This is a genomic window from Paraburkholderia sp. WC7.3g, from assembly GCF_050436345.1.
Lineage (GTDB): Bacteria > Pseudomonadota > Gammaproteobacteria > Burkholderiales > Burkholderiaceae > Paraburkholderia > Paraburkholderia podalyriae.
Genome location: NZ_JBNDMA010000002.1, coordinates 2,328,102 through 2,353,293 on the forward strand (window position 1 = coordinate 2,328,102; position 25,192 = coordinate 2,353,293).

Here is a 25,192-nt window from a genome sequence, read left to right on the forward strand (position 1 = left end):
ACGGCGCGCGCACGGGCGCGGCGCGGGGGCCAGAACGGGGGAGGCCGGACGCACCGGCGCGGGGCCGCGCGGGATGCGTCCACGCCGGGCACGCTCAGGCTTCGATCAGCAACGCAGCCGCGACCTTGCGGCCCTCGGCCATCAGAATGTTGTAGGTGCGGCAGGCGGCCTTGAAGTCCATCGTTTCGACGCCGATGCGTTTCATGGTGAGCGCCGCGGTCAGGCGCGGGTGCGGAAAGCGCAGCCGCTCGCCGCTGCCGAACACGACCACTTCGGGCGCGGCGTCGACCAGCATCGCGAAATGCTCGGCGCTCAACTGCTCGAACGACGAGACGGGCCAGGCAATGACCGGCGCGTCCGGCAGCACGAGAATACTGCCCGCGTGACGCACCAGATTGATTTCGACGTAGTCGGCGCCGTAGCCGGTAACGGTATTCAGCGCGCCGCTGGAATCCTGATGTAATTTCAAATTGGTTTTCCGAAGTCGTCGTGAGACGTCATGCGTGTTGCCGGCCTGGCTGCACGTCGCACAGGCCGCGCGGTTCGACGCGTGTGACACACGAGAAGGCCGAAAAGGCTTGCCGTTGCGGGTGGTGCATTGCGGAAGTCGGCCAAAATCCGCTAAATTATAACTTTTTAGCCGCCTTGCGGCGCCCCTCGCTCAAGTGCCGCCACAAGCCGCGCTGCGCGCATCGGCGTGGCCTACCGGCTGCCTGTGTTGGCATTGCCCGCTTTCGCTGCGTTTTTTCCCGCGCCGGAACCCGCCAGGCCGCGGCCGCTCGACAGTTCGACTCATTTCGCGGCTGGCCGCCGTTTGCCCAAGGTTCGCCCCAGCCATCAACCAGGATGAAGTGCCCGCCGTGAAACCGATTCTCAAATCCAACAAGTTGTTGAATGTCTGTTACGACATTCGCGGGCCCGTCCTCGAACATGCGAAGCGGCTCGAAGAAGAGGGTCACCGCATCATCAAGCTGAACATCGGCAATCTGGCGCCGTTCGGCTTCGAGGCGCCGGACGAGATCATTCAGGACATGATCCTGAATCTGCCCAGTTCGTCGGGCTACTCGGATTCGAAGGGCGTGTTCGCCGCGCGCAAGTCGATCATGCACTACACGCAGCAAAAGGGCGCGCACGGCGTCGAACTCGACGACATCTACATCGGCAACGGCGCGTCCGAGCTGATCGTGATGGCGCTGCAGGGCCTCGTCAACGATGGCGACGAAGTGCTGCTGCCCGCACCCGATTACCCGCTGTGGACCGCCGGCGTGAGCCTCGCGGGCGGCACGCCGGTGCACTACATCTGCGACGAGTCCAATAGCTGGATGCCCGACCTCGACGACATCCGCGCGAAAATCACGCCCAACACGCGCGCGCTCGTCGTGATCAACCCGAACAATCCGACCGGCGCGCTGTATTCGGACGAACTGCTGCTGGGCCTGATCGAGATCGCCCGCCAGCATGGCCTCGTGATCTTTGCCGACGAGGTTTACGACAAGATCGTCTACGACGGCAAGACACACACGTCGATGGCGTCGCTGTCCGAGGATGTGCTGACCGTCACGTTCAACAGCCTGTCGAAGAGCTACCGCTCGTGCGGCTACCGCGCCGGCTGGATGGCAATTTCGGGCCTGACCGGCGAGAACCGCCGGCTCGCGAAAGACTATCTGGAAGGGCTCGGCATCCTCGCGTCGATGCGGCTGTGTCCGAACGTGCCCGGCCAGTACGCGATCCAGACCGCGCTCGGCGGCTATCAGAGCATCAACGACCTGATCGTGCCGGGCGGACGCCTGTACAAACAGCGCGAACTCGCCTACGACATGCTGACGGCGATCCCAGGCGTCAGCTGCGTGAAGCCCGAGGCGGCGCTGTACATGTTCCCGCGCCTCGACCCGAAGGTGTATCCGATCCAGAACGACCAGCAGTTCATCCTCGACCTGCTGCTCGAAGAGCGCGTGCTGCTCGTGCAGGGCACCGGCTTCAACTGGAAAACGCCGGATCACTTCCGCGTCGTGTTCCTGCCGAACGTCGACGACCTCGCGGATTCGATCAACCGGATCGCGCGGTTTCTCGACGGCTACCGCAAACGTCACACGGCCTGAACCGGCCTCGCGTACGATGTGGCGCGTGAGGCGCGTCGCTCGTGCCACCCTCGACACCCTTTTCAAACCTCTACTAGAAACACACGCTGCATGGAACCGATCAAAGTTGGACTGCTGGGCTTCGGCACGGTAGGCAGCGGCACCTTCACGGTACTGCGCCGCAATCAGGAAGAAATCAAACGTCGCGCGGGCCGCGGCATCGAGATTGCGCGCATCGCGGTGCGCAACCCGGCCAAGGCGACCGCGGCGCTCGGCGGCGAAGCCGCCAGCGTGGCGCTGACCGATGACTTCAACGCGGTCGTCGACGATCCGTCGATCGCGATCGTCGCGGAAATGATCGGCGGCACCGGCATCGCGCGCGAGCTGGTGCTGCGCGCGATCAAAAACGGCAAGCACGTGGTCACGGCCAACAAGGCGCTGCTCGCGGTACATGGCACGGAGATTTTCGAGGCGGCGCGCGCGAACGGCGTGACGGTCGCGTTCGAGGCGGCGGTGGCGGGCGGCATTCCGATCATCAAGGCGCTGCGCGAAGGCTTGACGGCCAACCGCATCCAGTACATCGCGGGCATCATCAACGGCACGACCAACTACATCCTGTCGGAGATGCGTGAGCGCGGCCTCGATTTCGCGACCGCGCTGAAGGCCGCGCAGGAGCTCGGCTATGCGGAAGCGGACCCGACCTTCGACATCGAAGGCGTCGACGCCGCGCACAAGGTGACGATCATGAGCGCGATCGCGTTCGGCGTGCCGGTGCAGTTCGACCGCGCGTACGTCGAGGGCATCAGCAAGCTCGCCGCGATCGACATCAAATACGCCGAGGAGCTCGGCTACCGCATCAAGCTGCTCGGCATCACGCGCCGCACCGACAAGGGCATCGAGCTGCGCGTGCACCCCACACTGATTCCGGAAAAGCGTCTGCTTGCCAACGTGGAAGGCGCGATGAACGCGGTCGTCGTACACGGCGACGCAGTCGGCACGACGCTGTACTACGGCAAGGGCGCGGGCGCCGAGCCGACGGCTTCCGCCGTGGTCGCCGATCTGGTCGACGTGACGCGTCTGCACACGGCCGACCCCGAGCACCGCGTGCCGCATCTGGCCTTCCAGCCGGACCGCCTGTCGAACACGCCGATCCTGCCGATCGAAGAAGTCACGAGCGGCTACTACCTGCGCCTGCGCGTCGCCGACGTGACCGGCGTGCTCGCCGACATCACGCGCATCCTGGCGGACTCCGGCATTTCGATCGACGCGCTGCTGCAAAAGGAATCGGAGGTCGTCGACGCGAACGGCAAGGGCGAAACCGACATCCTGCTGATCACGCACGAGACGGTCGAAAAGCAGGTCAACGCCGCGATCAAGTCGATCGAGGCGCTGCAGACCGTCGTTTCGCAAGTCACGAAGCTGCGCATGGAAGCGCTGAACTAGGCCGAACTATGAACTACCTCTCCACGCGCGGCGCCGGTGCCGGCGAGCGCCATACCTTCTCCGAGATCCTGCTCGGCGGTCTCGCGAAAGACGGCGGCCTGTATCTGCCGGCCGACTATCCGCGCGTCACCGCGGACGAACTCACGCGCTGGCGCACGCTGCCGTACGCCGACCTGGCATTCGAGATCCTGTCGAAGTTCTGCGACGACATTCCCGCCGACGATCTGCGCGCACTGACGCGCAAGACCTATACGGCCGCGACCTACTGCAACGTGCGCGACGACGAAAGCGCCGCGCAGATCACGCCGCTGAAGACGCTCGGCGTCGAAGAAGGCGCCCCGCTGTCGCTGCTCGAACTGTCGAACGGGCCGACGCTCGCGTTCAAAGACATGGCGATGCAGCTGATCGGCAATCTGTTCGAGTACGCGCTCGCGAAGCACGGCGAAACGCTGAACATTCTCGGCGCGACGTCGGGCGACACCGGCAGCGCGGCCGAATACGCGATGCGCGGCAAGAAGGGCATCCGCGTGTTCATGCTGTCGCCGCACGGGAAGATGAGCGCGTTCCAGACCGCGCAGATGTATAGCCTGCAAGATCCGAACATCTTCAACCTCGCGGTGCAAGGCGTGTTCGACGACGCGCAGGACATCGTGAAGGCGGTGTCGAACGATCACGCGTTCAAGGCGAAGTACAAGATCGGCACGGTCAATTCGATCAACTGGGCGCGGGTCGTCGCGCAGGTCGTCTACTATTTCAAGGGCTACGTCGCCGCGACGAAGTCTAACGACGAGCGTGTGTCGTTCACGGTGCCGTCGGGCAACTTCGGCAACGTGTGCGCGGGTCATATCGCGCGCATGATGGGTCTGCCGATCGAGAAGCTGGTCGTCGCGACCAACGAGAACGACGTGCTCGACGAGTTCTTCCGCACCGGCATCTACCGCGTGCGCAAGGCGGCCGAGACGTATCACACCAGCAGCCCGAGCATGGATATCTCGAAGGCATCGAACTTCGAGCGCTTCGTGTATGACCTGCTCGGCCGCGATCCGGCGCGCGTGCTGCAACTGTTCCGCGACGTCGAGGAGAAGGGCGGTTTCGACCTCGCGGCAAGCGGCGACTTCGCGCGCGTGAAGGCGTTCGGTTTCGTGTCGGGCAGCAGCAGCCACGACTCCCGCGTCGACACGATCCGCGACGTGTTCCAGCGTTACGACACGATGATCGACACGCACACGGCCGACGGTGTGAAGGTTGCGCGCGAACACCTGCAGCCCGGCATTCCGATGATCGTGCTCGAGACCGCGCAGCCGATCAAATTTGGCGAAACGATCCGCGAGGCGCTGCTGCGCGAACCGGAGCGGCCGGCGGCGTTCTCGGGCCTCGAGTCGCTGCCGCAGCGTTTCGAGGTCGTGCCCGCGGATGCGCAGCGGGTGAAGGACTTTATCGTCGCGAATACCGGCGAATAACGGCGACCGGGCCGCGTGAGCCGTTTTGCGGCTCACGCGGCATCCCCCGCGATGCCCCAGGACGCCCGGCCGCCCAGGCTGACGGCATCGGCCGCTACAATGTGTTTTTAACCTGCGGCTTCGACACTCCAGATGTCCACCCCCACGCCCCGCGCTCCGATGCTCGCCACTGCCGATGCGTTGGCGATCCTGCTCGACGCCGCGCGCCCGATCGACGGCACGCAAACGCTGCCGACGCTCAACGCGCTGAATCGCGTGCTCGCCACCGACGTCACGTCGCCGCTCGACGTGCCGCCGATGAACACGAGCGCGATGGACGGCTACGCGGTCCGCATCGCCGATCTCGCGCACGGCAGCCGCCTGCCGGTCTCGCAACGCATTCCGGCCGGCCATGCGCCGGCGCCGCTCGCGCCTGACAGCGCGGCGCGCATCTTCACCGGCGCGACGGTGCCCGCTGGCGCGGACGCGGTCGTGATGCAGGAACAGACCGAGGCGGCCGGCGACGAAGTGACGATCGTGCATCGTCCGCACGCGGGCGAGTGGATCACCGCGCAGGGCGCCGATATTCGCGCGGGCTCGGTGATCCTGCCGGCCGGCACGCGGCTCACGCCGCAGGCGTTGGGACTTGCCGCGTCGGTCGGATGCGCGCGGCTCGAGGTGCGCCCCCGCGTGAAAGTCGCCGTATTCTTTACCGGCGACGAACTGACGATGCCCGGCGACCCGCTGAAGCCAGGCGCGATCTACAACTCGAATCGTTTCACGCTGCGCGGCCTGCTCGACACACTCGGCTGCGAAGTGACCGACTACGGCATCGTCGCCGATCAACTCGACGCGACCCGCGCGACGCTGCGCGAAGCCGCCCAGGCGCACGATCTGATTCTCACGTGCGGCGGCGTGTCGGTCGGCGAGGAGGATCACGTGAAGCCGGCAGTCGAGGCCGAAGGACGTCTTTCTATGTGGCAGATCGCCATGAAGCCGGGCAAGCCGCTCGCGTTCGGCACGGTGCGCCGTGGCGCGGACGGTGCTATTGGGGGCGAACCGGCCGAAACGTTTTTTATCGGCCTGCCAGGCAATCCGGTGTCGAGCTTCGTCACATTCCTGCTGTTCGTGCGTCCGTTCGTGCTGCGGCTGGCCGGCGCTCAGGCGGTCGCGCCGCGCGCGCTGTCGCTGCGCGCGGACTTCACGCAGGGCAAGGCCGATCGCCGCAACGAGTTCCTGCGCGCGCGCGTCAATGCGGCGGGAGGGCTCGATCTGTTTGCTAACCAGAGCTCGGCCGTGTTGACGTCGACCGTCTGGGGTGACGGCCTGATCGACAATCCGCCGAACCACGCGATCAGCGCCGGCGAAACCGTGCGCTTCATTCCGTTTTCCGAACTACTGAACTGAGGCCGGTCGTCCGCGGCATGCGCGGCGCAGACTGGCGGTATCCCGATGAAGATTGAACTCCGATACTTTGCGAGCGTGCGAGAAGCGCTCAACATGTCCGACGAAGCCGTCGAGGTGCCCGACGCCATCGCGACCGTCGGCGACGTGCGCGCGTGGCTGCGCGTGCGTGGCGGCATCTGGGCCGAGACGCTCGCTGAAGGCCGTGCGCTGCGCATGGCCTGCAACCACGTGATGACCGACGCGAGCACCCGCATCACCGAGGGTTGCGAGGTCGCGTTCTTTCCTCCCGTCACCGGCGGCTGAGCCGCGCCCACGCGCGACAAGCCAGCGACAAACGCCCTCAGGAGCCGCCCATGCCCGTTCGCGTCCAGACCGAAGACTTCGACCTCAGCGCCGAGGTAGCCGCGCTGCGCGCGCGCAATCCGAAGATCGGCGCGGTCGCATGCTTCATCGGCACCGTGCGCGACCTCAACGAGGGCAGCGCAGTCGAGACGATGGAACTCGAGCACTACCCGGGCATGACCGAGAAGTCGCTCGAGGCGATCGTCGAGCGCGCGCGCGAACGCTGGCCCGGCATCGAGGTGCTGATCGTGCATCGCGTCGGCAAGCTGTATCCGCTCGATCAGATCGTGCTCGTCGCGACGACGGCCGCGCATCGTGGTGATGCGTTTGCGTCGTGCGAATTCGTGATGGACTATCTGAAGACCGAAGCGCCGTTCTGGAAGAAGGAGAAGACCGACGCGGGCGAGCGCTGGGTCGACGCGCGCGTCACCGACGATGCCGCGCTCGCGCGTTGGGGCACCGAGGCGCGAAAGCGGACTGCGGAGTAGCAGAGCTGCCGGCCGCGGAGTTGCGACGGCACGTGCGGCGTCTTGGTGTCAGGGCGCCAGTGGCGATCCACGTTCACTCGTGCTGTGAGCGTCCGATGATCGGCACCGGAAACGGCTCCCCAGCCGGCCGCGACGGATGCTCGCCATCGTCGCCATCGCGCGGCCGACGCTTCGGCGCGACGCGCTCGAGCAGCACCTGCTGCTCCGGCGGAATCTTGTAATCCCACCCGAAACGGCTGAGCTGCAGACTCTGCGCGATCCGCAGCGCCGGCTCCATGAAACGGACCGCCGCGGCCGGCTGATAGCGCGATTCGACCGTATCGAGGAACAGGTACAGCCAGCGGCTGAAATGCTGCGGCTCAATGCCTTCGAGCGGTTGATGCGCCTGCTGCACATTGCCGCGATACTGCTTCGCGCCGAGCACGAGGCTGGTCCAGAACGTGCACATCTTCGGCAGATGGTCGTCCCAGCGGCCGGCGAGCTTTGCGTCGAAGACGGGACCGAGCAGCGGATCGGCGCGCACGCGATCGTAAAAGCCGTAGACGAGGTCGCGGATATTCGCGTCGGTGGGTTCGGTGGCGCGCTCGACCGGTGGCGCGGCGGGAAAAGACGGATTCATGCGGATTCCAGAAAAATGCGGTTGCCGATGGCGGCTGAACAGAGCCTCGAACCCCCCGTTTTTCTAACAAACGGTTGATGCGGAAAAAGATACTATTGCTATCCGAAACAGCTATGCAACGCGACTCGACGAACGACGCCGTCAGCCAATCAGCCATGTTAGGGCGCGGCACTCGTTCAGGGCAACCCTTGCGTCTATGCGGTTACCGGCGCGTTCAAGGCACTTGCTCGCAGCCTTTCACGCTATACCAGGACCTATGAGACTTACCGACTATACGGATTACGCGCTGCGAGTGCTGGTGTACCTTGCAGTGCGGGGCGACGGATTGTCGACGATTCACGAGATTTCGCAAGCTTACGGCATCTCGAAGAACCATCTGATGAAGGTCGTGCAGCAACTCGGCGAACTCGGCTGGGTCGAAACCGTGCGCGGCCGCAATGGCGGGCTGCGGCTCGGCACGCAATCGCTGTCCCTGACCGTCGGCGAGGTAGTGCGCGTCACGGAAAGCGACTTTGCGCTGGTCGGCTGTCTGCCGGATCGGCAGGGCCGGCAGCGGGCTTGCGTCATCACGTCGCAATGCCGGCTGCGTGGCGCGCTGCAGGCGGCGAACCTCGCTTTTCTTACCGAGCTGGATCGCCATACGATCGGCGAAGTCGCGCAGCCGCAAAGTTCGCTGGCGGCGTTGCTTGGATTAGGCCCGACGACTCAGGTGGTGCCGCTGCCGATTCCGCTGGCTTCCGAGAGCACGCGCGGCGGTAGTCCGGCGCGACTGGGCCACAAGCACTAGAAACATCCGGCCGGCTCCGGGGGGCGGAAACGCGCCGAGCCGCGGCGATGGGGAAGGATCGCGACAGTTCTTGCGCTCAAATGTTAAATAGTTGCGACCGAGGCCAAAAAAGCGCTTGAAACCCAAATAAAACGCCTCATTTTGGTGGTAATCGAAATTGGAGGTCTCTTGATGAGAATCGACAAACTCACCACTAAATTCCAGGAAGCGCTCGCGGACGCCCAAAGTCTGGCGGTTGGCCACGACAATCAGTACATCGAACCGGTCCACGTGCTGGCGGCACTCGTCGCGCAGCAGGACGGGTCCGCCCGCTCGCTGCTGTCGCGCGCTGGCGTGCATGTGCAGCCGCTGCAAACCGCACTGAACGACGCGATCACGCGGCTGCCGCAAGTGCGGGGCACCGACGGCAACGTGCAGATCGGCCGCGAACTGACCGGTCTGTTGAACCAGGCCGACAAGGAAGCGCAGAAGCTCAACGACACGTTCATCGCGAGCGAAATGTTCCTGCTCGCGGTCGCCGACGACAAAAGCGAGGCCGGCCGTCTCGCGCGCGAGCACGGGTTGTCGCGCAAGTCGCTCGAAACCGCGATCGCCGCGGTGCGCGGCGGCTCGCAGGTGCATAGCCAGGACGCCGAAAGCCAGCGCGAGGCGCTGAAGAAATACACAATCGACCTGACCGAGCGCGCCCGCGCCGGCAAGCTCGATCCCGTGATCGGACGCGACGACGAAATCCGCCGTTCCATTCAGATCCTGCAACGCCGCACCAAGAACAACCCGGTGCTGATCGGCGAGCCGGGCGTCGGCAAGACCGCGATCGTCGAAGGCCTCGCGCAGCGCATCGTCAACGGTGAAGTGCCGGAAACGCTGAAGAACAAGCGCGTGCTGTCGCTCGACATGGCCGCGCTGCTGGCGGGCGCCAAATATCGCGGCGAGTTCGAGGAGCGCCTGAAGGCCGTGCTCAACGACATCGCGAAGGACGAAGGGCAAACCATCGTCTTCATCGACGAAATCCACACCATGGTCGGCGCCGGCAAGGCCGAAGGCGCGATGGACGCGGGCAACATGCTGAAGCCGGCGCTGTCGCGCGGCGAGCTGCATTGCGTCGGCGCGACCACGCTCGACGAATACCGCAAGTACATTGAGAAGGATGCCGCGCTCGAGCGCCGCTTCCAGAAGGTGCTGGTGGACGAACCGTCGGTCGAGGCGACCATCGCGATCCTGCGCGGTCTGCAGGAGCGCTATGAGCTGCATCACGGCGTCGACATCACCGACCCGGCGATCGTCGCGGCCGCCGAGCTGTCGCATCGTTACATCACGAGCTCACGGACCGCTTCCTGCCGGACAAGGCGATCGATCTGATCGACGAAGCCGCGTCGAAGATCAAGATGGAAATCGACTCGAAACCGGAGGAGATGGATCGGCTCGACCGTCGTCTGATCCAGCTGAAGATCGAACGCGAAGCGGTGAAGAAGGAGAAGGACGAAGCGTCGCAAAAGCGTCTGCAGCTGATCGAAGAGGAAATCGAGCGGCTCAACCGCGAATATTCGGACCTCGATGAAATCTGGACCGCGGAAAAAGCGGCGGTGCAGGGCAGCGCCCAACTGAAGGAAGAGATCGAGAAGACGCGCGCGGAAATCACGCGCCTGCAGCGCGAAGGCAAGCTCGAGAAGGTGGCCGAACTACAGTACGGCAAGCTGCCGGGTCTCGAAGCGCAGCTAAAGGAGGTCACGCGCGCCGAAGCCGAGGAGCAGAACAGTCCCAAGCGTCCGCGTCTGTTGCGCACGCAGGTCGGCGCGGAAGAGATCGCCGAGGTCGTGTCGCGGGCCACCGGGATTCCGGTGTCGCGCATGATGCAGGGCGAGCGCGAAAAGCTGCTGCAGATCGAATCGAAGCTGCATGAGCGCGTGGTCGGTCAGGACGAGGCGATCAGCGCGGTCGCCGATGCGATTCGCCGCTCGCGCGCGGGTCTGTCGGACCCGAATCGTCCGTACGGCTCGTTCCTGTTCCTGGGACCGACCGGCGTCGGCAAGACCGAGCTGTGCAAGGCGTTGGCGTCGTTTCTGTTCGATTCGGAAGAGCACCTCATTCGTATCGACATGAGCGAGTTCATGGAGAAGCACAGCGTCGCGCGTCTGATCGGCGCGCCGCCGGGATACGTCGGCTACGAGGAGGGCGGTTATCTGACCGAGGCCGTGCGTCGCAAGCCGTATAGCGTGATCCTGCTCGACGAAATCGAGAAGGCGCATCCGGACGTGTTCAACGTGCTGCTGCAGGTGCTCGACGACGGCCGCATGACCGATGGCCAGGGCCGCACCGTCGACTTCAAGAACACGGTGATCGTGATGACCTCGAACCTCGGTTCGCAGGTGATCCAGGCGATGGTCGGCGAGTCGCAGGAAGCCATCAAGGACGCGGTGTGGGAAGAGGTGAAGCTGCACTTCAGGCCCGAGTTCCTGAACCGGATCGACGACGTCGTCGTGTTCCATGCGCTCGATCGCTCGAACATCCAGTCGATCGCGCGGATCCAGTTGCAGCGTCTGCACGAGCGGCTCGCGAAGCTCGACATGCAGCTGGTGGTGTCGGACGCGGCGCTCGAGCACATCGGTAAGGTCGGCTACGACCCACTGTTCGGTGCGCGGCCGCTGAAGCGCGCGATACAGCAGGAGATCGAGAACCCGATCGCGAAGCTGATTCTCGCCGGCAAGTTCGGTCCGAAGGATGTGATTCCGGTCGAAGTGGACGACGGCGAACTGCAGTTCGAGCGCGTCGTGCACTGAGCGCGATGGCTTGGTGACGCGACGGCGCGGCGGCGGCAGTCGGGCCGTTCCCGCCGACGTTAAAAAACCGGCAACGAAGCTCACTTTGTTGCCGGTTTTCTTTTGGCCGCCGATTTTGAACCGGGCGTCCGCGTCGAGCGGCGGCCCAAGCCGCCGCCAGCGCATCGCGCGCAGGGTGCTTAAGCGTTGCCCTTGTTGCCGAGCAGCGCCGACAGGCCGCCGAGCGCGCCGAGCACCGTGGTCGCGTTCAGCTTGCCCTCGGCCGGCACTTCGCCTTCCGGCGTGGCCGCGTTGACGACGTGCGGCAGGATCTGCGACAGCAGACCCGTCACCTGGTCCGGCTGGACCCCGGCCTTCGCGGCGAGATCGGTCACGGCTTGCGAGCCGAGCACGCCGTGCAGCGCTTCGGGCGCGATCGGCTGGTTTTCGCCATTGCCGACCCACGACGACACGACGTCGCCGAGGCCCTTTTCCTGGAAGCGCTGGATCAGGCCGTTCAGGCCGCCCGGCTGGTTGTTGACGAATTCGAGCGCGGCGGCGATCAGCGCTTGCTGGCCGCCGCCTTCTGGCGATTTGCCAAGCAGGGAACCGATGGAATCGAGTAGGCTCATGACGGTCTCTCTTGAATGCCGGCGCGCGCATGACGGCCGGGCGGGTGACGACGCCGCGCGGTTGCGCGGCGCGGTGAAACGCAAGGGCGGCAGCCCCGTCGGCATCATGCGCCGGACGCAGCCGCGGCGGATGCCGCCTTGCTCTTGTTCGCTTTTTTCTTCGAAGCCTTGGTGCCGGACGCGTCGGCCGGTGCGCTGGCTGCCGCGGCGGCCGGAGCCGAAGCGGCTGCCGCATCGGACGCCGCGGCTTTGCCCTTCTTCTTCGGCTTCGACGGATTCGCGGCCGAGGAGGGCGCGGTCGTCGCAGCCGGCGCGGGCACTGCCGTCGTGGTAGCGGGCGCGGCGGCGGTGGTTGCCGCGCCGGCCGACTTGCTCGACGTCTTCGCACCGGTCGGCGGCGCCGACGAGCCGTTGATCGTCAGTCCGGCCGCTTCGAGGTTTTGGACCGATTTCTGGCCGATGCCCTTCACGCGCGCGGCGAGATCGTCGGCGTTCTTGAACGGGCCGTTTTTGGCGCGTTCGTCGACGATCGCTTTCGCATGCACGGGGCCGATGCCCTTGACCGATTCGAGCGCGGCCTGATCGGCGGTATTCACTTCCACGGCCGCGGCAAATCCCGCGGACAGCGATAAAGCCACAGCGACGCAAAGCATCAAAAGCTTTTTCAGCATGGCAAGCACTCCATCGAGGGGGCAAAAAAGTTAGCCGGGAACGGACGACGCATCCTGTCAGCGGGCGCTGCGTTTAAGCATAGGACAAATCGCCGGCCCGATTTGAGACCGCGGACGATTTATACCGATCGATTGATGACAAGTAAATCAAGCCGCACAATATTTAAAACTTTTTCGGGATGCAATGCAGGTGAATTTATCGATCGATATCGGTCGCGATAAATCTTCCGCGATAACCCTTGCACGCGCAAATCGACGGCAATGGGCACCGTCTGATCGAGGCACGGCCCACTCTCTTCAAACCGCCGAATTCGCCCGCGCAACCGCGTCCGCACGCAGAAACTGCTGGCTCACGACTCGCCAGTACACGAGCAGCCCGATCCCGGCAATCGCGAGACTGGCGGTATTGGCGACCCAGAAGCCGCGCGCGCCGGTCAGCCAGGGCGGAGTAAGACCGGTCGTATCGAAGCCGAGCGCATACCCGCCGCCGAGCCCGACGCCCCACAGCGCCACCGCATAGATGACGGTCGGCACGACCGCGACCTTGTAGGCGCGCAGCACGAACGCGGTCGAGATCTGCAACGCGTCGAACAGGTGATAGCAAGCGACGATCAGCACCAGCGGCAACGCCTTTGCCGCGACCTGCGCGTTCGTCGTGTAGCCGCCGACGATGTACGGCCGCAGCACGAGCACGAGCGCGCCATAGCAGCACGCGATCGCGACCGCCATCGCGATGCCGTGACGCGACAGCGTGCGCGCCGCCTGCGGCCGATGCGCGCCGAGCGCCTGCGCAACCAGCGTCGACGACGCGATGCCGATCGACAGCGGCGTCATATACAACACCGCGCCGACGTTGCCGGCGATCTGATGCCCGGCGAGCGTCGTCGTGCCGAAGCGGGCGATGAAGAGCGCCATGAACGTGTACGACGTGACCTCGATCAGATACGACAGCCCCATCGGAATACCGAGCCGCAGCAGCGCGGCCTGGCGCTTCCAGACCGGCCAGCAGAAATGCGTGAAGATGCCGAGCGCCCTGAAATCGTCGACGCGCGCGAGCAGCAGCATGCCGAGCGCCGCGAGCGCCCAGTTGAGCAGCGTGCTCGCGAGCGCGCAGCCCGGACCACCGAGGGCCGGCACACCGAAGCCGCCGAAAATGAACCAGGTATTGAGCGGAATTTTCAGCAGCAGCGCGGCGATCTGCAGGAACATCACGAGCCGCGGCCTGCCGAGCGCATTGGCAACGGAGCCGTAGACCCGGAAGGCGAGGCCGGCCGGCAGCCCGAACGCGAGAATCCGTAGGTACGCGAGCGTGCGCTCGTGCAGCGCGTCGGGCACGCGCGACAACGCCAGCAGCGACCCGGGGAAGAACAGGATCAGAAAGCCGATTACGGTCAGCGCGGCGGCGAGCCACCATGACTGGCGCACCTCTTCGCCGATCTCGCCATAACGGCGCGCGCCGTACAGTTGCGCTGCGATCGGTTGCAGCGCGGTCAGGATGCCGGTCAGGCCGATATAGACCGAGATGTAGATCGACGAGCCGAGGCCGAGCGCGGCCAGATCGACGGCCGAGTAGCGCCCGACCATCGCCGTGTCGATCACGCCAAACGCAATGATGGCCAGCTGACCGATCAATACGGGCCACGCGAGCGCGGCGATTTTCCGTACGTCGGCGAACATGGTCAGTCGAGCTTCTTGTGCCAGTTGCGACGCTTGCCGGGCGGCGGCTTGGGACGGTCGATGCGCACGTACAGGCGGAAGCGCTCGTCGCGGTCGGCGGCGCGGCGGCCTTCCCATACGAGCTTCCAGATGTAGTCGGGCATCGCGCTCGGGTCGCCGTAGTCTTGCGAGTCCTGACGCAAGATCACGTCGCAGTCCTGGTCGAACGAGAAGTGCATGTCGCCGAAATACGCGAACGTCGCGATCTGCGCATTGCCGAGGCGCACCGGCGCAATGCATGTGTAGTCATCGGGCAAGTGATTGGCGATCTGCTGCGCGACGTCGCGATAGGTCCGGCTGTAGTTGACGACCGGCAGCCACAGCGTCATTAGCAGCACCCACATCAGCGTCGTACCGGCGCTCGACAGCACGACGCTGCGCCACAACACCTTCGGATGACGCGCGAGGCGCCAGCGCACCAGCAGGAACCAGCACACGGTCACCGCGACCGCGCACACGAACGACAAAATCTTGAACTGAGGCACGAAGCCGGGCGCGAGCCGCGCGAGGTTGCGCGCGAGCGGATGCGGAAAGCCGGTCAGACCCGCCACATACACGAGCCACACGAAGCTGCCGAGGATCGTAAAGCTCAGCAGCGCGAACCAGTCGATCGCGTTGATCGCGCCGCGCTTGAGCGTCGGCAGCGCAAAAGTGGCGAGCACCGCGAGCGGCGGCAGCAGCAGCATGTAGAGTCGGTTCGACTGATGGCTTTGCAGCACGACGAGCACGAACAGCGGCCCGATCACCGACAGTGGAATCGCCACGTGCGGCGCGCGCCGCAGTCCCTTCCAGCTGAACCACGACCACAGCGCGAGCGGCCAGGCGGGCCAGGTGAAGAGCGGCAAGTTTTTCAGCGCATACGCGGCGACCGAGCCGGGTGGGCCCATGAACGAGTTCAGGCTGACGTGCAGCCACTGGTTCAGATACCAGACGGCGTCGTCGGGGAAGGCGGCGAGCGCGATGATCGGCCACGACACCGCGAGCACCAGCGCGACCGGCAGACCCGCGAGCAGCAGCCAGCGCGAACGCGTTTCGCGCACGATCAGCGTCATCGCGAGCGTGCCGAGCAGTAGCGCGCCGACCAGCACCGGACTGCTCGCGAGTGTGACGAGGCCGATCGCGAGACCCCAGATCAGCGCGCCCTGGATCGGCTTGTCGATCATGCGCACGAGGCCGTACACGAGCATCGCGATGCAGACGAACTGCACGAGCTGCGGCGTGGTTTCGTGGCCACGCTCGGCGAGGCCGAAGCACGCGAGCAGGATCAGCAGCGCGCCATCGGCAAGCGTGCGGCCATAGTCGCGCGGTTCCGGCTCGCCGCCGAATGCATATTTGAACGGCTGCACTTCGGCACGCCGGCCGAGCAGATACGCCGCGTACCAGACGAACGCGCAGCCCGCGCAGAACAGCAGGCCCGTGAACACGCGCGACGCGTTGCTCGCGTCGACCCAAGGCGCGAGGACGCGGATCGCGCTCGCGCCGAGCCAGTAGCCCAGCGGGCCGTCCTCGGTCAGATATTTGCCGACCAGATTCGGCAGCAGCCAGTCGTGCGCGCCGCCGTTCGCCATCGACCACATGACACCGAAGCCGGCTGCATCCTCGTTCTTCCACGGATCGCGGCCGAACAGGCCGAACGAGGCGTAGACGATACAGATGGCCAGAAGCAGCCAGCGCGGCAACGCACTGGTCGCAGAGGCGGTGAGGCGAACGACAGGTCTCATGCGGTGTGTGGAATCTGGATAAGCGATGCAGCCGCGGCGGCCCGATGAGTCAGGGCGGCAGGGCCAGTTTCGAGCATCCGGCATTGTAGTCGTGCAGTGCGATACACGTCACGGCCGGTAACGCGCGGCAACGTCAATGGACAAGCTGTAACACGGTGTCGCGAAAGCGCGGATTGCCGGTTGCGGGTCAAGGCGTCGCTCGGCGTGCGACCCAGCGGCTGCACAGGCACAGGCGACAAAAAGGGCAGCTCGCGCTGCCCTTTCTGTTTGCTCCGTTGCCGGCCGGAAGCCGGCACTCTTGCGGTCTTACTTCACTGCCTTGCCCGAAGCGCGCGTGCCGAACTTCTTGTTGAACTTCTCGACGCGGCCGGCAGTGTCCATGATCTTTTGCTGGCCGGTATAGAACGGGTGCGATTCAGACGACACTTCGATCTTCGCGAGCGGGTAGGTCTTGCCGTTGAATTCCGCAGTTTCACGCGTCTGGATGGTAGAGCGCGTCACGAACCGGAAGTCGTTCGACATGTCGATGAACAGGACTTCGCGGTAATCCGGGTGAATGCCTTCTTTCATGGTCTTTCCTTTAATCTGGCGGTAGCCAACCCGCGTGCAGCCTTGAATTGGACTGCCTTCAGGCGCGAGCCACTTGCCTACGGTCGAAAAGCGGCAATTATGCCAGAGAATCAGTCGCTTGGCGATTTTTCTGCCAGCGGATTCTATTGAGGCGCAAGCAGCGCCCGTTCGCGGCGTTTCAAACCGGCGCGAACGTCAATCCCACGCGCGCCGGATCTTGCCGGTAGTAGCGCGCGAGCAGCCGGTACAGTTCCGGATATTCCGCCTCGAAGGCCCGCGGTTTCACGAACAGCGCCTCGCTGCACACGGCAAAAAATTCCGACGGATGGTCCGCGGCATATGGATCGATCAGCGATTCGCGCTCGAAACGCGCCCAGCGTCGCTCGGGCACCGCGTCGACTTTCGCGCAGAAGTGGTCGTATGCATGGTCGAACACGTCGGCCCATGCCTGCGCATCGAGCGGCGCGTGCCAGCGGCGCATCAGCGGCGGATGACCATCCGCTTCGCCGTTCAGCATGTCGATCTTGTGCGCGAACTCGTGAATCACGACGTTGTATGCGTCGTCGCCGGCGGTCAACTGCGCGTCTTCCCACGACAGCACCACCGGCCCGCCTTCCCACGCTTCGCCGCTTGCGTCGTGTTCGATCTCGTGCACCACGCCGTCTTCGTCCTCGACGGTCTTGCGAATCACGAACTCGCCCGGATAAACGATCACGCCGACCCAGCCGCGATACAGATCGAGGCTCAGATTCAGCACCGGCAGGCACGCCTGCGCGGCGATGCCGACTGTCATCGCGTCGGTCAACTCGAGCTGGTGCGCTGTCGAGAACGCCTTCTGCGCGATGAACAGACTCGCCAGCTCGCGCAGCCGCGCGAGATCGGGGGCTTCCAGATGGGTGAGAAATGGCAGCCCGGCAAGCGTCGCCTGCCACAAGGCATCGTCGATCGCGTAGTCGCGCAGCGCGCGCTCGCGGCGGCGCGAGCCCAGCCAGTTCGTGAGTTTCGACAGCATGCTTGAGCCCACCTTCAGTCGATCTGCGTTTGCCACGCGGCGAACAGGCCGCCGCATATCGCGACGCCGATCAGAAAATAGAAGCCGTCGAGCGACGCCAGGAAACTGACCTGCTGCGCTACCGCACGGCTGATCGACGCGATCGCGAGCGCGTGCGCCTCGCTCGCCGCATGACCGGCGGCGAAGCCGCGGGTCAGCGTCGCGAGCGCGTTCCGGTAGACCGGATTGTACGGATTCACGGACTCCGCGAGGCGACTTCGAAGCAGTGCGAGCCGACGCTGCTCGATAATGATCGTCGAGGCGGTCGCGAAGGAGATCGTCAATTCCCGCATGATGTTTTTCAGCCGGTAGCCGTGCGTGAACTCCTCGATCGCGAAGATGCGCGGCGCGGGACGAGGCGGGGTTCATGACGATCTGGCCGATGTGCCGGTGGGGGATTTGCCTGTGCGTTTGCGGCGCGCAAGTGCGGCTTTTCCACCCGCGCCGGCCGCCTGGGCGCGCGCGTGACGACACTGTTCGAGCAATTGGTCGGCGTTTTCGCCGGCGAGGCGTCGTTCCAGATAGTCGAGGTCGGGGACCAGTTCGGCGCGCAGTGCCTGTGCTTCCTTCAGTTCGCGGCGCACCGCTTCGATGCGGGCGTCGAGCGATTCCAGCTGCTGGGCGATCGCGTCGCGAATCTGCTGCAGCGATTCGTTCGAAAAACGATGACCGCCCTCAACCGGTTCGAGCGGCCGCTTCAGCATTTCGGTGATGCTTTCCAGCGAGAAACCGAGCGAGCGCAAGCGCAGAATGCGCGCGAAGCGCGTCAGGTCTTCCTCGTCGTATAGACGATAGCGACCTTCGCTGCGGGTCGGCGACACCAAGCCGCGTTCCTCGTAGTACTCCAGCGTGCGCGGCGTGACGCCGAGACGTTCGGCGGCGTCGCGCACGGTCAATAGCGCGGGGGAGTCCTTCGACATGACGGTGACGGCCGACACGGATTGTCGGCATTGTACTGAAACCTGTACGTTCACGTACATGTTGAGGCGGCGCATCGCCTGGGCGGACGATGGACGAAAAAAAACCGCTCGCAATGTGCGAGCGGTTTTTCATGCGGTGCAGTAGCCGGCTAATGCGGCCAGCAAGAACGTCGCGCGTTAGCTGCCACCACCACGACGCATCATGTCGAAGAACTCGGAATTGCTCTTCGTCTGGCGGATCTTGTCGAGCAGGAATTCCATCGACTCGACTTCGTCCATGTCGTGAATGAACTTGCGCAACACCCAGATCTTCTGCAGCACTTCGGGCTTGATCAGCAGTTCTTCACGGCGCGTGCCCGACTTGTTCAGGTTGATCGACGGATAGACGCGTTTCTCGGCGAGACGGCGCTCGAGGTGCACTTCCATGTTGCCGGTGCCCTTGAACTCTTCGTAGATCACGTCGTCCATGCGGCTGCCGGTTTCGATCAGCGCCGTGCCGATGATGGTCAGCGATCCGCCTTCCTCGATGTTGCGCGCCGCGCCGAAGAAGCGCTTCGGGCGCTGCAGCGCGTTTGCGTCGACACCGCCCGTGAGCACCTTGCCCGAGGCCGGCACGACGGTGTTGTAGGCGCGCGCGAGACGCGTGATCGAGTCGAGCAGAATCACCACGTCGTTCTTCATTTCGACGAGGCGCTTGGCCTTCTCGATGACCATTTCGGCGACTTGCACGTGACGCGCGGCGGGTTCGTCGAACGTGGAGGCGATCACTTCGCCGGCCACCGAACGCTGCATTTCCGTCACTTCTTCCGGACGCTCGTCGATCAGCAGCACGAACAGCACGACGTCGGGATGGTTCTGCTTGATCGCGTGCGCGATGTGCTGAAGCATCACGGTCTTGCCCGACTTCGGCGACGCGACGAGCAGGCCGCGCTGGCCCTTGCCGATCGGCGCGATCATGTCGATGATGCGGCCCGTCACGTTCTCTTCGCCGCGCATTTCACGTTCGAGCAGCAGCACCTTGTTCGGGTGCAGCGGCGTCAGGTTTTCGAACATGATCTTGTGCTTCGAGGCCTCCGGCGGCTGGCCGTTGACCTTGTCCACCTTCACCAGCGCGAAATAGCGCTCGCCGTCTTTCGGCGTACGCACTTCGCCTTCGATCGTGTCGCCGGTATGCAGGTTGAAGCGGCGGATTTGCGACGGGCTAATGTAGATGTCATCCGTGCTGGCGAGGTAGGAGGTTTCCGGCGAACGCAGGAAGCCGAAGCCGTCTGGCAACACTTCGAGGGTGCCGTCGCCGAAGATCGTGTCGCCCGCTTTGGCTCGTTTTTTTAGAATGGCGAACATCAATTCCTGCTTGCGCAGGCGGTTCGCGCTTTCGATCTCGAGGCCATTGGCCATCTCGATCAATTGGGAGACGTGCTGAGTCTTAAGCTCGGATAAATGCATACGGAGAACCCGCAGGAGAAGGTGCGACGAAATGTAATCTGGGAGGAGGGTGAGCGGAGCGCTCAAAGACTTACACGTCTTTTCGACGTTTTGTGGATTCTAGCATAGCACACGCCAATTTAAGGCAGTGCGGCGGCGTGGCATCTTTGTTGCAAAGCGTGTTGCCGCCTGACAACACGCTTGGAGCGCCGCGGCGTGCTACTGCTTTACAGGTTGCCGTCGAGGAACGCGGTGAGTTGCGACTTCGACAGAGCACCGACCTTCTGAGCGGCGACGGCGCCGTTCTTGAACAGGATCAGCGTGGGGATGCCGCGCACGCCGAATTTGACCGGCGTGGACTGATGCTCGTCGACATTGATCTTCGCCACTTGCAGGCGATCCGCGTAATCCTTGGCGACTTCGTCGAGGATCGGCGCGATCATCTTGCACGGACCGCACCATTCGGCCCAGAAATCGAGCAGCACGGGTTTATCGGATTTCACGACGTCCTGTTCGAACGATGCGTCGCTAATATGCTTGATTTGTTCGCTCATTTATGAATACCTCTATCGGTTCGAGGCCCGCCTGAATTGCTCGCCACGATACGTCAAAAACCGGGAAAATTTCAGTTCGCCTTGCCGCATCCAGAGCCTTGCCGCGCTTGCTAGTGAAAATCAGAAAAACCGTCTGAAAAAAGCGCCGGGTTTTCACGAATACGCGGAAAGATCCAAGTTTGCGGGTCTTCCAACTGGCAGTGTAGCTTAATTCGCTATGCGTTGCCGATGGCGATAGTACTCGTTAGGGCAGTGGGGCTAATGGGCCGCCCCAACAGCGTCAGCGGGTTTCGACGGTTGCCGGATACCGCGTTGCAATCTAGATGGTAGCGGGCGCGGTGAACTCAAGTGCACTATGTGGCGGGCGTTGCCGGCGCGCATGATGCGCGCATAAAAGGCGAGGAGCCGTTCGAACCGGCGCGTCGTTCGTTTTGCTCGGCACAACAGTCGCACAATGCGCGCGGCAATGATAGAATCTTTCGTGACGGGCCTCCTCGCATGGAGGGATGGTCAACCTGGTCAGGTCGGGAACGAAGCAGCCACAGCCGTTTTCCACCAGTGCCGAGGGTCAGGCTCGTCACCCTCCTTTGCTGTTTTCTTCGCGGCCGTTTTCACGGATTCCCCGCAGTTCTCTTCAGTCATTCCCAGCTTCCGCATTGATCGTGCGCCATGTTCGGATCGAGCGTCGTCCCCGCCGCGTCGTGCTTTCGCACGTCTTCCCGAATGGTTTTGCGCGCCATTGTTACTGATACAATTTCCGGATGACCTATCAAGTTCTCGCACGCAAATGGCGGCCGAAGGATTTCGCTTCGCTCGTCGGACAAGAGCACGTGGTGCGCGCGCTCACCCATGCGCTCGACGGCGGCCGTCTGCACCACGCCTATTTGTTTACAGGTACGCGCGGTGTTGGCAAGACCACGCTGTCGCGCATCTTCGCGAAGGCGCTCAATTGCGAGACCGGTGTGACGTCGACGCCGTGCGGTGTGTGCCGTGCGTGCCGCGAGATCGACGAAGGGCGCTTTGTCGATTACGTCGAGATGGACGCGGCGAGTAATCGCGGAGTCGATGAAATGGCCGCGCTGCTCGAGCGCGCGGTGTACGCGCCCGTCGATGCACGCTTCAAGGTCTACATGATCGACGAAGTGCATATGCTGACGAACCACGCGTTCAACGCGATGCTGAAGACGCTCGAAGAGCCGCCGCCGCACGTCAAGTTCATCCTCGCGACGACCGACCCGCAGAAGATTCCGGTCACCGTGTTGTCGCGCTGTCTGCAGTTCAATCTGAAGCAGATGCCGGCCGGCCATATCGTGTCGCATCTCGAACGCATTCTCGACGAAGAGGGCGTGCCGCACGAGGCGCAGGCGCTGCGCCTGCTCGCGCGCGCGGCCGACGGTTCGATGCGCGACGCGCTGTCGCTGACCGATCAGGCGATCGCCTATTCGGCGAATCAGGTCAGCGAAGACGCGGTGCGCGGCATGCTCGGCGCACTCGACCAAAGCTATCTGATCCGATTGCTCGACGCGCTCGCGCAAGGCGACGGCGTGGCGGTGTTGTCTGTCGCCGACGAGATGGCGTTGCGCAGCCTGTCGTTCTCGACGGCGCTGCAGGATCTGGCGAGCCTGCTGCACCGGATCGCGTGGGCGCAGATCGCGCCTTCGTCGGTGCTCGAGGAATGGCCGGAGGCCGCCGATCTGCGCCGCTTCGCCGACGCGTTGAGCGCCGAGCAGGTGCAGCTGTTCTATCAGATCGCGACGATCGGCCGAAGCGAACTCGGCCTCGCACCCGACGAATACGCGGGCTTCACGATGACGCTGCTGCGCATGCTCGCGTTCGAGCCGGCGCCGACGGGCGGCGGTGGTGGAGCGGCGGGAGCCGCCGGCACGCAGACCGGCGCGGCCAGCGCCGGTGCAAAGCGCTCCGGTGCACCGACGGTTGCGGCACTGCGCGCGCCGTCGCCGTCGTCTGCAACGCCCATGGCCGCCGCGGCACCGGCTGGTGGACCGCAGGCTGGCGTTGCCGGTGACGACCATGGCGATGCGCTGACAACCACCGCGCAGGCTGCAAAGCCGATCGCGAAGTCCGTAGCCCACGCCGCGCAAGATAAAGTAGCGCCGCCATCGCTCGATGCCGAAGCCGCGCGCACGAAAGTCGTGTCGCCCGCCGCCACGGCACGCCCGTTGGCGCCGTGGGAAGACGCGCCCGAGAACGACGGCGCCACGATCGGCGGTTCGACCACGCCGGTCTCGAACGAAGTCTCCGACACCGAACCTGCGTCCGCACCGAGCGCGCTTGCAACTGCCGCACTCGCGCGCGCGGAGGACGTCTCGTCGTCAGAGCTGGAGCCGCGGCAGGAATTGGCGACGCCCGCTTCAGCGGCGGCGGAGCCGGCCGCAGCCGATCCCGCTCCGCGCCGCGCGGCCGGGGCCAGCGCCGCGCTCGACGTGTTGCGCAACGCGGGCATGAAGGTATCGTCCGACCGTGGCCGCGCAAATACCGGCGCGGCCGCGAAGCCTGCCGCGCCCGCCACGCCGAAGCCGGCCGCGCCGAAGCCGGCCGCACCGAAACCCGTTGGGCCGCGCGTGATCGTGCCGGTACCGGTGCCTACCGCGCCACGCCGCGCGTCGCACGACCCCGCCGCGCCTACCGCCAATGCAAACAGCGGCGCCAGCAGCAATGCGCAACAGAACAGCCCGTCGAGCCCACCTTGGGACGACATGCCGCCCGACGACTACGTGCCGCTATCGGCCGCGGACGATGCCTACTTCATTCCGCCCGACGACGACTTCGTGCCGGTGTTCGACCGCGGCCCCGACGACGTCCGTATGGACGGCCCGGCCGCGCAGGGCGCCGCGCCCGCGCCGATCGTCGATACGCGGCCGCTGCCGCCAGCCGTGCCGCTCGATCCGCTTGGTTTCACCGGCGACTGGCCCGCGCTCGCCGTCGATCTGCCGCTGAAGGGCATCTCGTACCAGCTTGCGTTCAACAGCGAACTGATGGCGCTCGAGGGCAGCACGCTGAAGCTGAACGTGCCGGTGCCGCAATACGCGGAAGCGTCGCAGGTCGCTAAACTGAAGTCAGCGCTCGTCGAGCGGCTCGGCCGGAACGTCGACGTGCAGGTCGACGTCGGCCCGGCGCGCCGTACCGCCGCCGCGCACGACGCGAAGCTGCGCGCGCAGCGCCAGCAGGAAGCGGAGCGCGAGATTAGCGCCGATCCGTTCGTGCAGTCGCTGATTCGCGAGTTCGGCGCGAGCATCGTGCCGGGCTCGATCCGCCCGATTATCCCGGACGCCGCGCCGAACGGCGCGTCGCCGGCCCACTGATCCATCGTTCGCGGCGGCGCCGCAGCGCGGCGCCGGAAAACCAGATTCCACACTATCTAGAAGGAGCACGTCCATGATGAAAGGCCAACTCGCCGGGCTGATGAAGCAAGCCCAGCAGATGCAGGAAAACATGAAGAAGATGCAGGAGCAACTCGCGCTGATCGAGGTAGAGGGGCAGTCGGGTGCCGGTCTCGTCAAGGTGACGATGACCTGCAAGAACGACGTGCGTCGCGTGTCGATCGACCCGAGCCTGCTCGCCGACGACAAGGACATGCTGGAAGATCTCGTCGCCGCCGCGTTCAATGACGCCGTGCGCAAGGCCGAGGCGACCGCGCAGGAAAAGATGGGCGGCATGACCGCCGGCCTGCCGCTGCCGCCGGGCTTCAAGCTGCCGTTCTAAGCCGCCGCTGTTGAAGCGGGCTGAAGCGGGCGAGCGCCGCGGCGGTGATCGCCGCGGTGCGAGCGCAAGCGCTCGCTGGCCGCGCGCCGCGCGCAGGCTGCAATCACCGACAGTACAGCCGCGCGTGAAAGCGCCGCCGTCACGGCGCGCAAGCGCGGGCCGATTCGAGCACCACCCCCTCATCCCAATTCGCCCACCCGAGCACCACTCACGTCGACGCCGATCCGCATGAAACAACCTTCCGCCTTGTCGGCGCTCGTCGAAGCGCTGCGCGCGCTGCCCGGTGTCGGGCCGAAGTCCGCGCAACGCATGGCGTATCACCTGATGCAGCACGATCGCGAAGGCGCCGAAAAGCTCGGCCGCTCGCTGCTGTTCGCGACCGAGCATCTGCGTCACTGCGAAAAGTGCAATACGTTTACCGAAGCGCAGATCTGCGAGGTCTGCCTCGATGAAGAGCGCGATCCGTCGCTGCTATGCGTCGTCGAGACGCCGGCCGACCAGATCATGCTCGAACAGACGATGACCTATCGCGGCCTCTATTTCGTGCTGATGGGGCGGTTGAGTCCGCTGGACGGCATCGGCCCGAAGGAAATCCATTTCGACCGGCTCGTCAAGCGCGCGTCGGATGGCGTCGTCAAGGAAGTCGTGCTGGCTACCAATTTCACCAACGAAGGCGAAGCCACCGCGCATTACCTCGGGCAGACGCTGAAGGCGCGTGGGCTCGCCGTCACGCGCCTCGCGCGCGGGGTGCCGGTGGGCGGCGAACTCGAATATGTCGACCCAGGCACGATCGCTCGCGCGATGCTCGACCGTCGTTCGATGTAGCCACGCGGCTACCGTTGGCGGCCGC

21 protein-coding genes, 1 other RNA gene and 2 pseudogenes are annotated in these 25,192 nt (G+C 64.8%); 12 read left to right on the forward strand and 12 right to left on the reverse strand.

Annotated elements, in window-relative coordinates; translation table 11 throughout:
• Positions 1 to 94 precede the first annotated feature (94 nt).
• On the reverse strand, positions 95 to 469 hold the full coding sequence (locus OKW43_RS22140; RefSeq protein ID WP_187638687.1) for an Mth938-like domain-containing protein: 375 nt from the start codon (positions 467 to 469) through the stop codon (positions 95 to 97).
• 382 nt (positions 470 to 851) lie between these two features.
• On the opposite strand from OKW43_RS22140, the gene OKW43_RS22145 reads away from it, so the two are divergent.
• The 6 genes from OKW43_RS22145 to moaE all read left to right on the forward strand — a co-directional run bounded on the left by OKW43_RS22145 (position 852) and on the right by moaE (position 7,197).
• On the forward strand, positions 852 to 2,099 hold the full coding sequence (locus OKW43_RS22145; protein ID WP_429449843.1) for a pyridoxal phosphate-dependent aminotransferase: 1,248 nt from the start codon (positions 852 to 854) through the stop codon (positions 2,097 to 2,099).
• A 90-nt stretch (positions 2,100 to 2,189) separates the two neighbouring features.
• Positions 2,190 to 3,521, forward strand: coding sequence for a homoserine dehydrogenase (locus tag OKW43_RS22150; RefSeq protein WP_187635160.1), 1,332 nt, complete (start codon positions 2,190 to 2,192; stop codon positions 3,519 to 3,521).
• A gap of 8 nt (positions 3,522 to 3,529) precedes the next feature.
• Positions 3,530 to 4,981: a threonine synthase gene (gene thrC, locus OKW43_RS22155; RefSeq protein WP_429449846.1), complete on the forward strand. Its 1,452-nt coding sequence runs from the start codon at positions 3,530 to 3,532 to the stop codon at positions 4,979 to 4,981.
• 159 nt (positions 4,982 to 5,140) lie between these two features.
• A complete protein-coding gene (locus tag OKW43_RS22160; RefSeq protein ID WP_429451761.1) occupies positions 5,141 to 6,367 on the forward strand; it encodes a molybdopterin molybdotransferase MoeA in 1,227 nt (408 codons plus the stop codon).
• A gap of 45 nt (positions 6,368 to 6,412) precedes the next feature.
• Positions 6,413 to 6,670: a molybdopterin converting factor subunit 1 gene (gene moaD / locus OKW43_RS22165; RefSeq protein ID WP_187635162.1), complete on the forward strand. Its 258-nt coding sequence runs from the start codon at positions 6,413 to 6,415 to the stop codon at positions 6,668 to 6,670.
• Positions 6,671 to 6,720: 50 nt separating this feature from the next.
• Positions 6,721 to 7,197 carry a molybdopterin synthase catalytic subunit MoaE gene (gene moaE, locus OKW43_RS22170; protein WP_187635163.1) on the forward strand — a complete coding sequence of 159 codons (477 nt, stop codon included), beginning with the start codon at positions 6,721 to 6,723 and terminating at the stop codon, positions 7,195 to 7,197.
• A gap of 73 nt (positions 7,198 to 7,270) precedes the next feature.
• Here the strand turns inward: moaE and OKW43_RS22175 are convergent, their stop codons facing one another.
• Entirely contained in the window at positions 7,271 to 7,816 is a 546-nt protein-coding gene (locus tag OKW43_RS22175) for a group III truncated hemoglobin (RefSeq protein WP_429449849.1), read from the reverse strand.
• Between the two features lie 256 nt (positions 7,817 to 8,072).
• Here OKW43_RS22175 and OKW43_RS22180 point away from each other — a divergent pair, with 256 nt between their 5' ends.
• A complete protein-coding gene (locus tag OKW43_RS22180) occupies positions 8,073 to 8,603 on the forward strand; it encodes an Rrf2 family transcriptional regulator (protein WP_429449851.1) in 531 nt (176 codons plus the stop codon).
• A 171-nt stretch (positions 8,604 to 8,774) separates the two neighbouring features.
• A pseudogene (gene clpB, locus OKW43_RS22185) lies at positions 8,775 to 11,380 on the forward strand (ATP-dependent chaperone ClpB).
• A gap of 179 nt (positions 11,381 to 11,559) precedes the next feature.
• On the opposite strand, the gene OKW43_RS22190 reads toward clpB, so the two are convergent.
• The 10 genes and pseudogenes from OKW43_RS22190 to trxA form a co-directional block, all read right to left on the reverse strand.
• Positions 11,560 to 12,099 (reverse strand): YidB family protein, encoded by a 540-nt coding sequence (locus OKW43_RS22190; protein ID WP_429449853.1) that lies wholly within the window; start codon positions 12,097 to 12,099, stop codon positions 11,560 to 11,562.
• Positions 12,096 to 12,662 (reverse strand): ComEA family DNA-binding protein, encoded by a 567-nt coding sequence (locus OKW43_RS22195; RefSeq protein ID WP_429449855.1) that lies wholly within the window; start codon positions 12,660 to 12,662, stop codon positions 12,096 to 12,098. Before OKW43_RS22195 ends, OKW43_RS22190 begins: the two co-directional genes overlap by 4 nt.
• A gap of 297 nt (positions 12,663 to 12,959) precedes the next feature.
• On the reverse strand, positions 12,960 to 14,339 hold the full coding sequence (locus tag OKW43_RS22200) for an MATE family efflux transporter (RefSeq protein WP_187635169.1): 1,380 nt from the start codon (positions 14,337 to 14,339) through the stop codon (positions 12,960 to 12,962).
• Positions 14,340 to 14,341: 2 nt separating this feature from the next.
• The gene (locus OKW43_RS22205; protein ID WP_429449857.1) at positions 14,342 to 16,099 is read right to left on the reverse strand and encodes an ArnT family glycosyltransferase; all 1,758 of its coding nucleotides are present in this window, start codon (positions 16,097 to 16,099) and stop codon (positions 14,342 to 14,344) included.
• A 306-nt stretch (positions 16,100 to 16,405) separates the two neighbouring features.
• On the reverse strand, positions 16,406 to 16,669 hold the full coding sequence (locus OKW43_RS22210; RefSeq protein WP_187635171.1) for a type B 50S ribosomal protein L31: 264 nt from the start codon (positions 16,667 to 16,669) through the stop codon (positions 16,406 to 16,408).
• 178 nt (positions 16,670 to 16,847) lie between these two features.
• On the reverse strand, positions 16,848 to 17,681 hold the full coding sequence (locus OKW43_RS22215; protein ID WP_429449861.1) for a zinc-dependent peptidase: 834 nt from the start codon (positions 17,679 to 17,681) through the stop codon (positions 16,848 to 16,850).
• A gap of 14 nt (positions 17,682 to 17,695) precedes the next feature.
• Positions 17,696 to 18,064, reverse strand: a pseudogene (locus OKW43_RS22220) (MFS transporter); the annotation flags it as partial.
• A 21-nt stretch (positions 18,065 to 18,085) separates the two neighbouring features.
• Positions 18,086 to 18,640 carry a MerR family transcriptional regulator gene (locus OKW43_RS22225; protein ID WP_187635173.1) on the reverse strand — a complete coding sequence of 185 codons (555 nt, stop codon included), beginning with the start codon at positions 18,638 to 18,640 and terminating at the stop codon, positions 18,086 to 18,088.
• A gap of 177 nt (positions 18,641 to 18,817) precedes the next feature.
• On the reverse strand, positions 18,818 to 20,086 hold the full coding sequence (rho, locus tag OKW43_RS22230) for a transcription termination factor Rho (RefSeq protein ID WP_027197577.1): 1,269 nt from the start codon (positions 20,084 to 20,086) through the stop codon (positions 18,818 to 18,820).
• Between the two features lie 206 nt (positions 20,087 to 20,292).
• A complete protein-coding gene (gene trxA / locus OKW43_RS22235; protein WP_013089343.1) occupies positions 20,293 to 20,619 on the reverse strand; it encodes a thioredoxin TrxA in 327 nt (108 codons plus the stop codon).
• Positions 20,620 to 21,102: 483 nt separating this feature from the next.
• On the opposite strand from trxA, the gene ffs reads away from it, so the two are divergent.
• The 4 genes from ffs to recR all read left to right on the forward strand — a co-directional run bounded on the left by ffs (position 21,103) and on the right by recR (position 25,167).
• Positions 21,103 to 21,201: signal recognition particle sRNA small type (gene ffs, locus OKW43_RS22240), an RNA gene on the forward strand.
• A gap of 179 nt (positions 21,202 to 21,380) precedes the next feature.
• Positions 21,381 to 23,942 (forward strand): DNA polymerase III subunit gamma/tau, encoded by a 2,562-nt coding sequence (locus OKW43_RS22245; protein ID WP_429449864.1) that lies wholly within the window; start codon positions 21,381 to 21,383, stop codon positions 23,940 to 23,942.
• Between the two features lie 73 nt (positions 23,943 to 24,015).
• Complete coding sequence (locus OKW43_RS22250; protein WP_027197578.1) at positions 24,016 to 24,342, forward strand: YbaB/EbfC family nucleoid-associated protein; 327 nt, start codon at positions 24,016 to 24,018, stop codon at positions 24,340 to 24,342.
• 228 nt (positions 24,343 to 24,570) lie between these two features.
• Positions 24,571 to 25,167 (forward strand): recombination mediator RecR, encoded by a 597-nt coding sequence (recR, locus tag OKW43_RS22255; RefSeq protein WP_429449866.1) that lies wholly within the window; start codon positions 24,571 to 24,573, stop codon positions 25,165 to 25,167.
• Positions 25,168 to 25,192 lie beyond the last annotated feature (25 nt).

What these genes read in the sequence shown, in the direction of transcription:
- OKW43_RS22150 (WP_187635160.1), top strand. Translation starts at nt 2,190, where the DNA reads ATGGAACCGATCAAAGTTGGACTGCTGGGCTTCGGCACGGTAGGCAGC.
- thrC (WP_429449846.1), top strand. Translation starts at nt 3,530, where the DNA reads ATGAACTACCTCTCCACGCGCGGCGCCGGTGCCGGCGAGCGCCATACC.
- OKW43_RS22160 (WP_429451761.1), top strand. Translation starts at nt 5,141, where the DNA reads ATGCTCGCCACTGCCGATGCGTTGGCGATCCTGCTCGACGCCGCGCGC.
- moaD (WP_187635162.1), top strand. Translation starts at nt 6,413, where the DNA reads ATGAAGATTGAACTCCGATACTTTGCGAGCGTGCGAGAAGCGCTCAAC.
- moaE (WP_187635163.1), top strand. Translation starts at nt 6,721, where the DNA reads ATGCCCGTTCGCGTCCAGACCGAAGACTTCGACCTCAGCGCCGAGGTA.
- OKW43_RS22175 (WP_429449849.1), bottom strand. Translation starts at nt 7,816, where the DNA reads ATGAATCCGTCTTTTCCCGCCGCGCCACCGGTCGAGCGCGCCACCGAA.
- OKW43_RS22180 (WP_429449851.1), top strand. Translation starts at nt 8,073, where the DNA reads ATGAGACTTACCGACTATACGGATTACGCGCTGCGAGTGCTGGTGTAC.
- OKW43_RS22190 (WP_429449853.1), bottom strand. Translation starts at nt 12,099, where the DNA reads ATGATGCCGACGGGGCTGCCGCCCTTGCGTTTCACCGCGCCGCGCAAC.
- OKW43_RS22195 (WP_429449855.1), bottom strand. Translation starts at nt 12,662, where the DNA reads ATGCTGAAAAAGCTTTTGATGCTTTGCGTCGCTGTGGCTTTATCGCTG.
- OKW43_RS22200 (WP_187635169.1), bottom strand. Translation starts at nt 14,339, where the DNA reads ATGTTCGCCGACGTACGGAAAATCGCCGCGCTCGCGTGGCCCGTATTG.
- OKW43_RS22205 (WP_429449857.1), bottom strand. Translation starts at nt 16,099, where the DNA reads ATGAGACCTGTCGTTCGCCTCACCGCCTCTGCGACCAGTGCGTTGCCG.
- OKW43_RS22210 (WP_187635171.1), bottom strand. Translation starts at nt 16,669, where the DNA reads ATGAAAGAAGGCATTCACCCGGATTACCGCGAAGTCCTGTTCATCGAC.
- OKW43_RS22215 (WP_429449861.1), bottom strand. Translation starts at nt 17,681, where the DNA reads ATGCTGTCGAAACTCACGAACTGGCTGGGCTCGCGCCGCCGCGAGCGC.
- OKW43_RS22225 (WP_187635173.1), bottom strand. Translation starts at nt 18,640, where the DNA reads ATGTCGAAGGACTCCCCCGCGCTATTGACCGTGCGCGACGCCGCCGAA.
- rho (WP_027197577.1), bottom strand. Translation starts at nt 20,086, where the DNA reads ATGCATTTATCCGAGCTTAAGACTCAGCACGTCTCCCAATTGATCGAG.
- trxA (WP_013089343.1), bottom strand. Translation starts at nt 20,619, where the DNA reads ATGAGCGAACAAATCAAGCATATTAGCGACGCATCGTTCGAACAGGAC.
- OKW43_RS22245 (WP_429449864.1), top strand. Translation starts at nt 21,381, where the DNA reads ATGACCTATCAAGTTCTCGCACGCAAATGGCGGCCGAAGGATTTCGCT.
- OKW43_RS22250 (WP_027197578.1), top strand. Translation starts at nt 24,016, where the DNA reads ATGATGAAAGGCCAACTCGCCGGGCTGATGAAGCAAGCCCAGCAGATG.
- recR (WP_429449866.1), top strand. Translation starts at nt 24,571, where the DNA reads ATGAAACAACCTTCCGCCTTGTCGGCGCTCGTCGAAGCGCTGCGCGCG.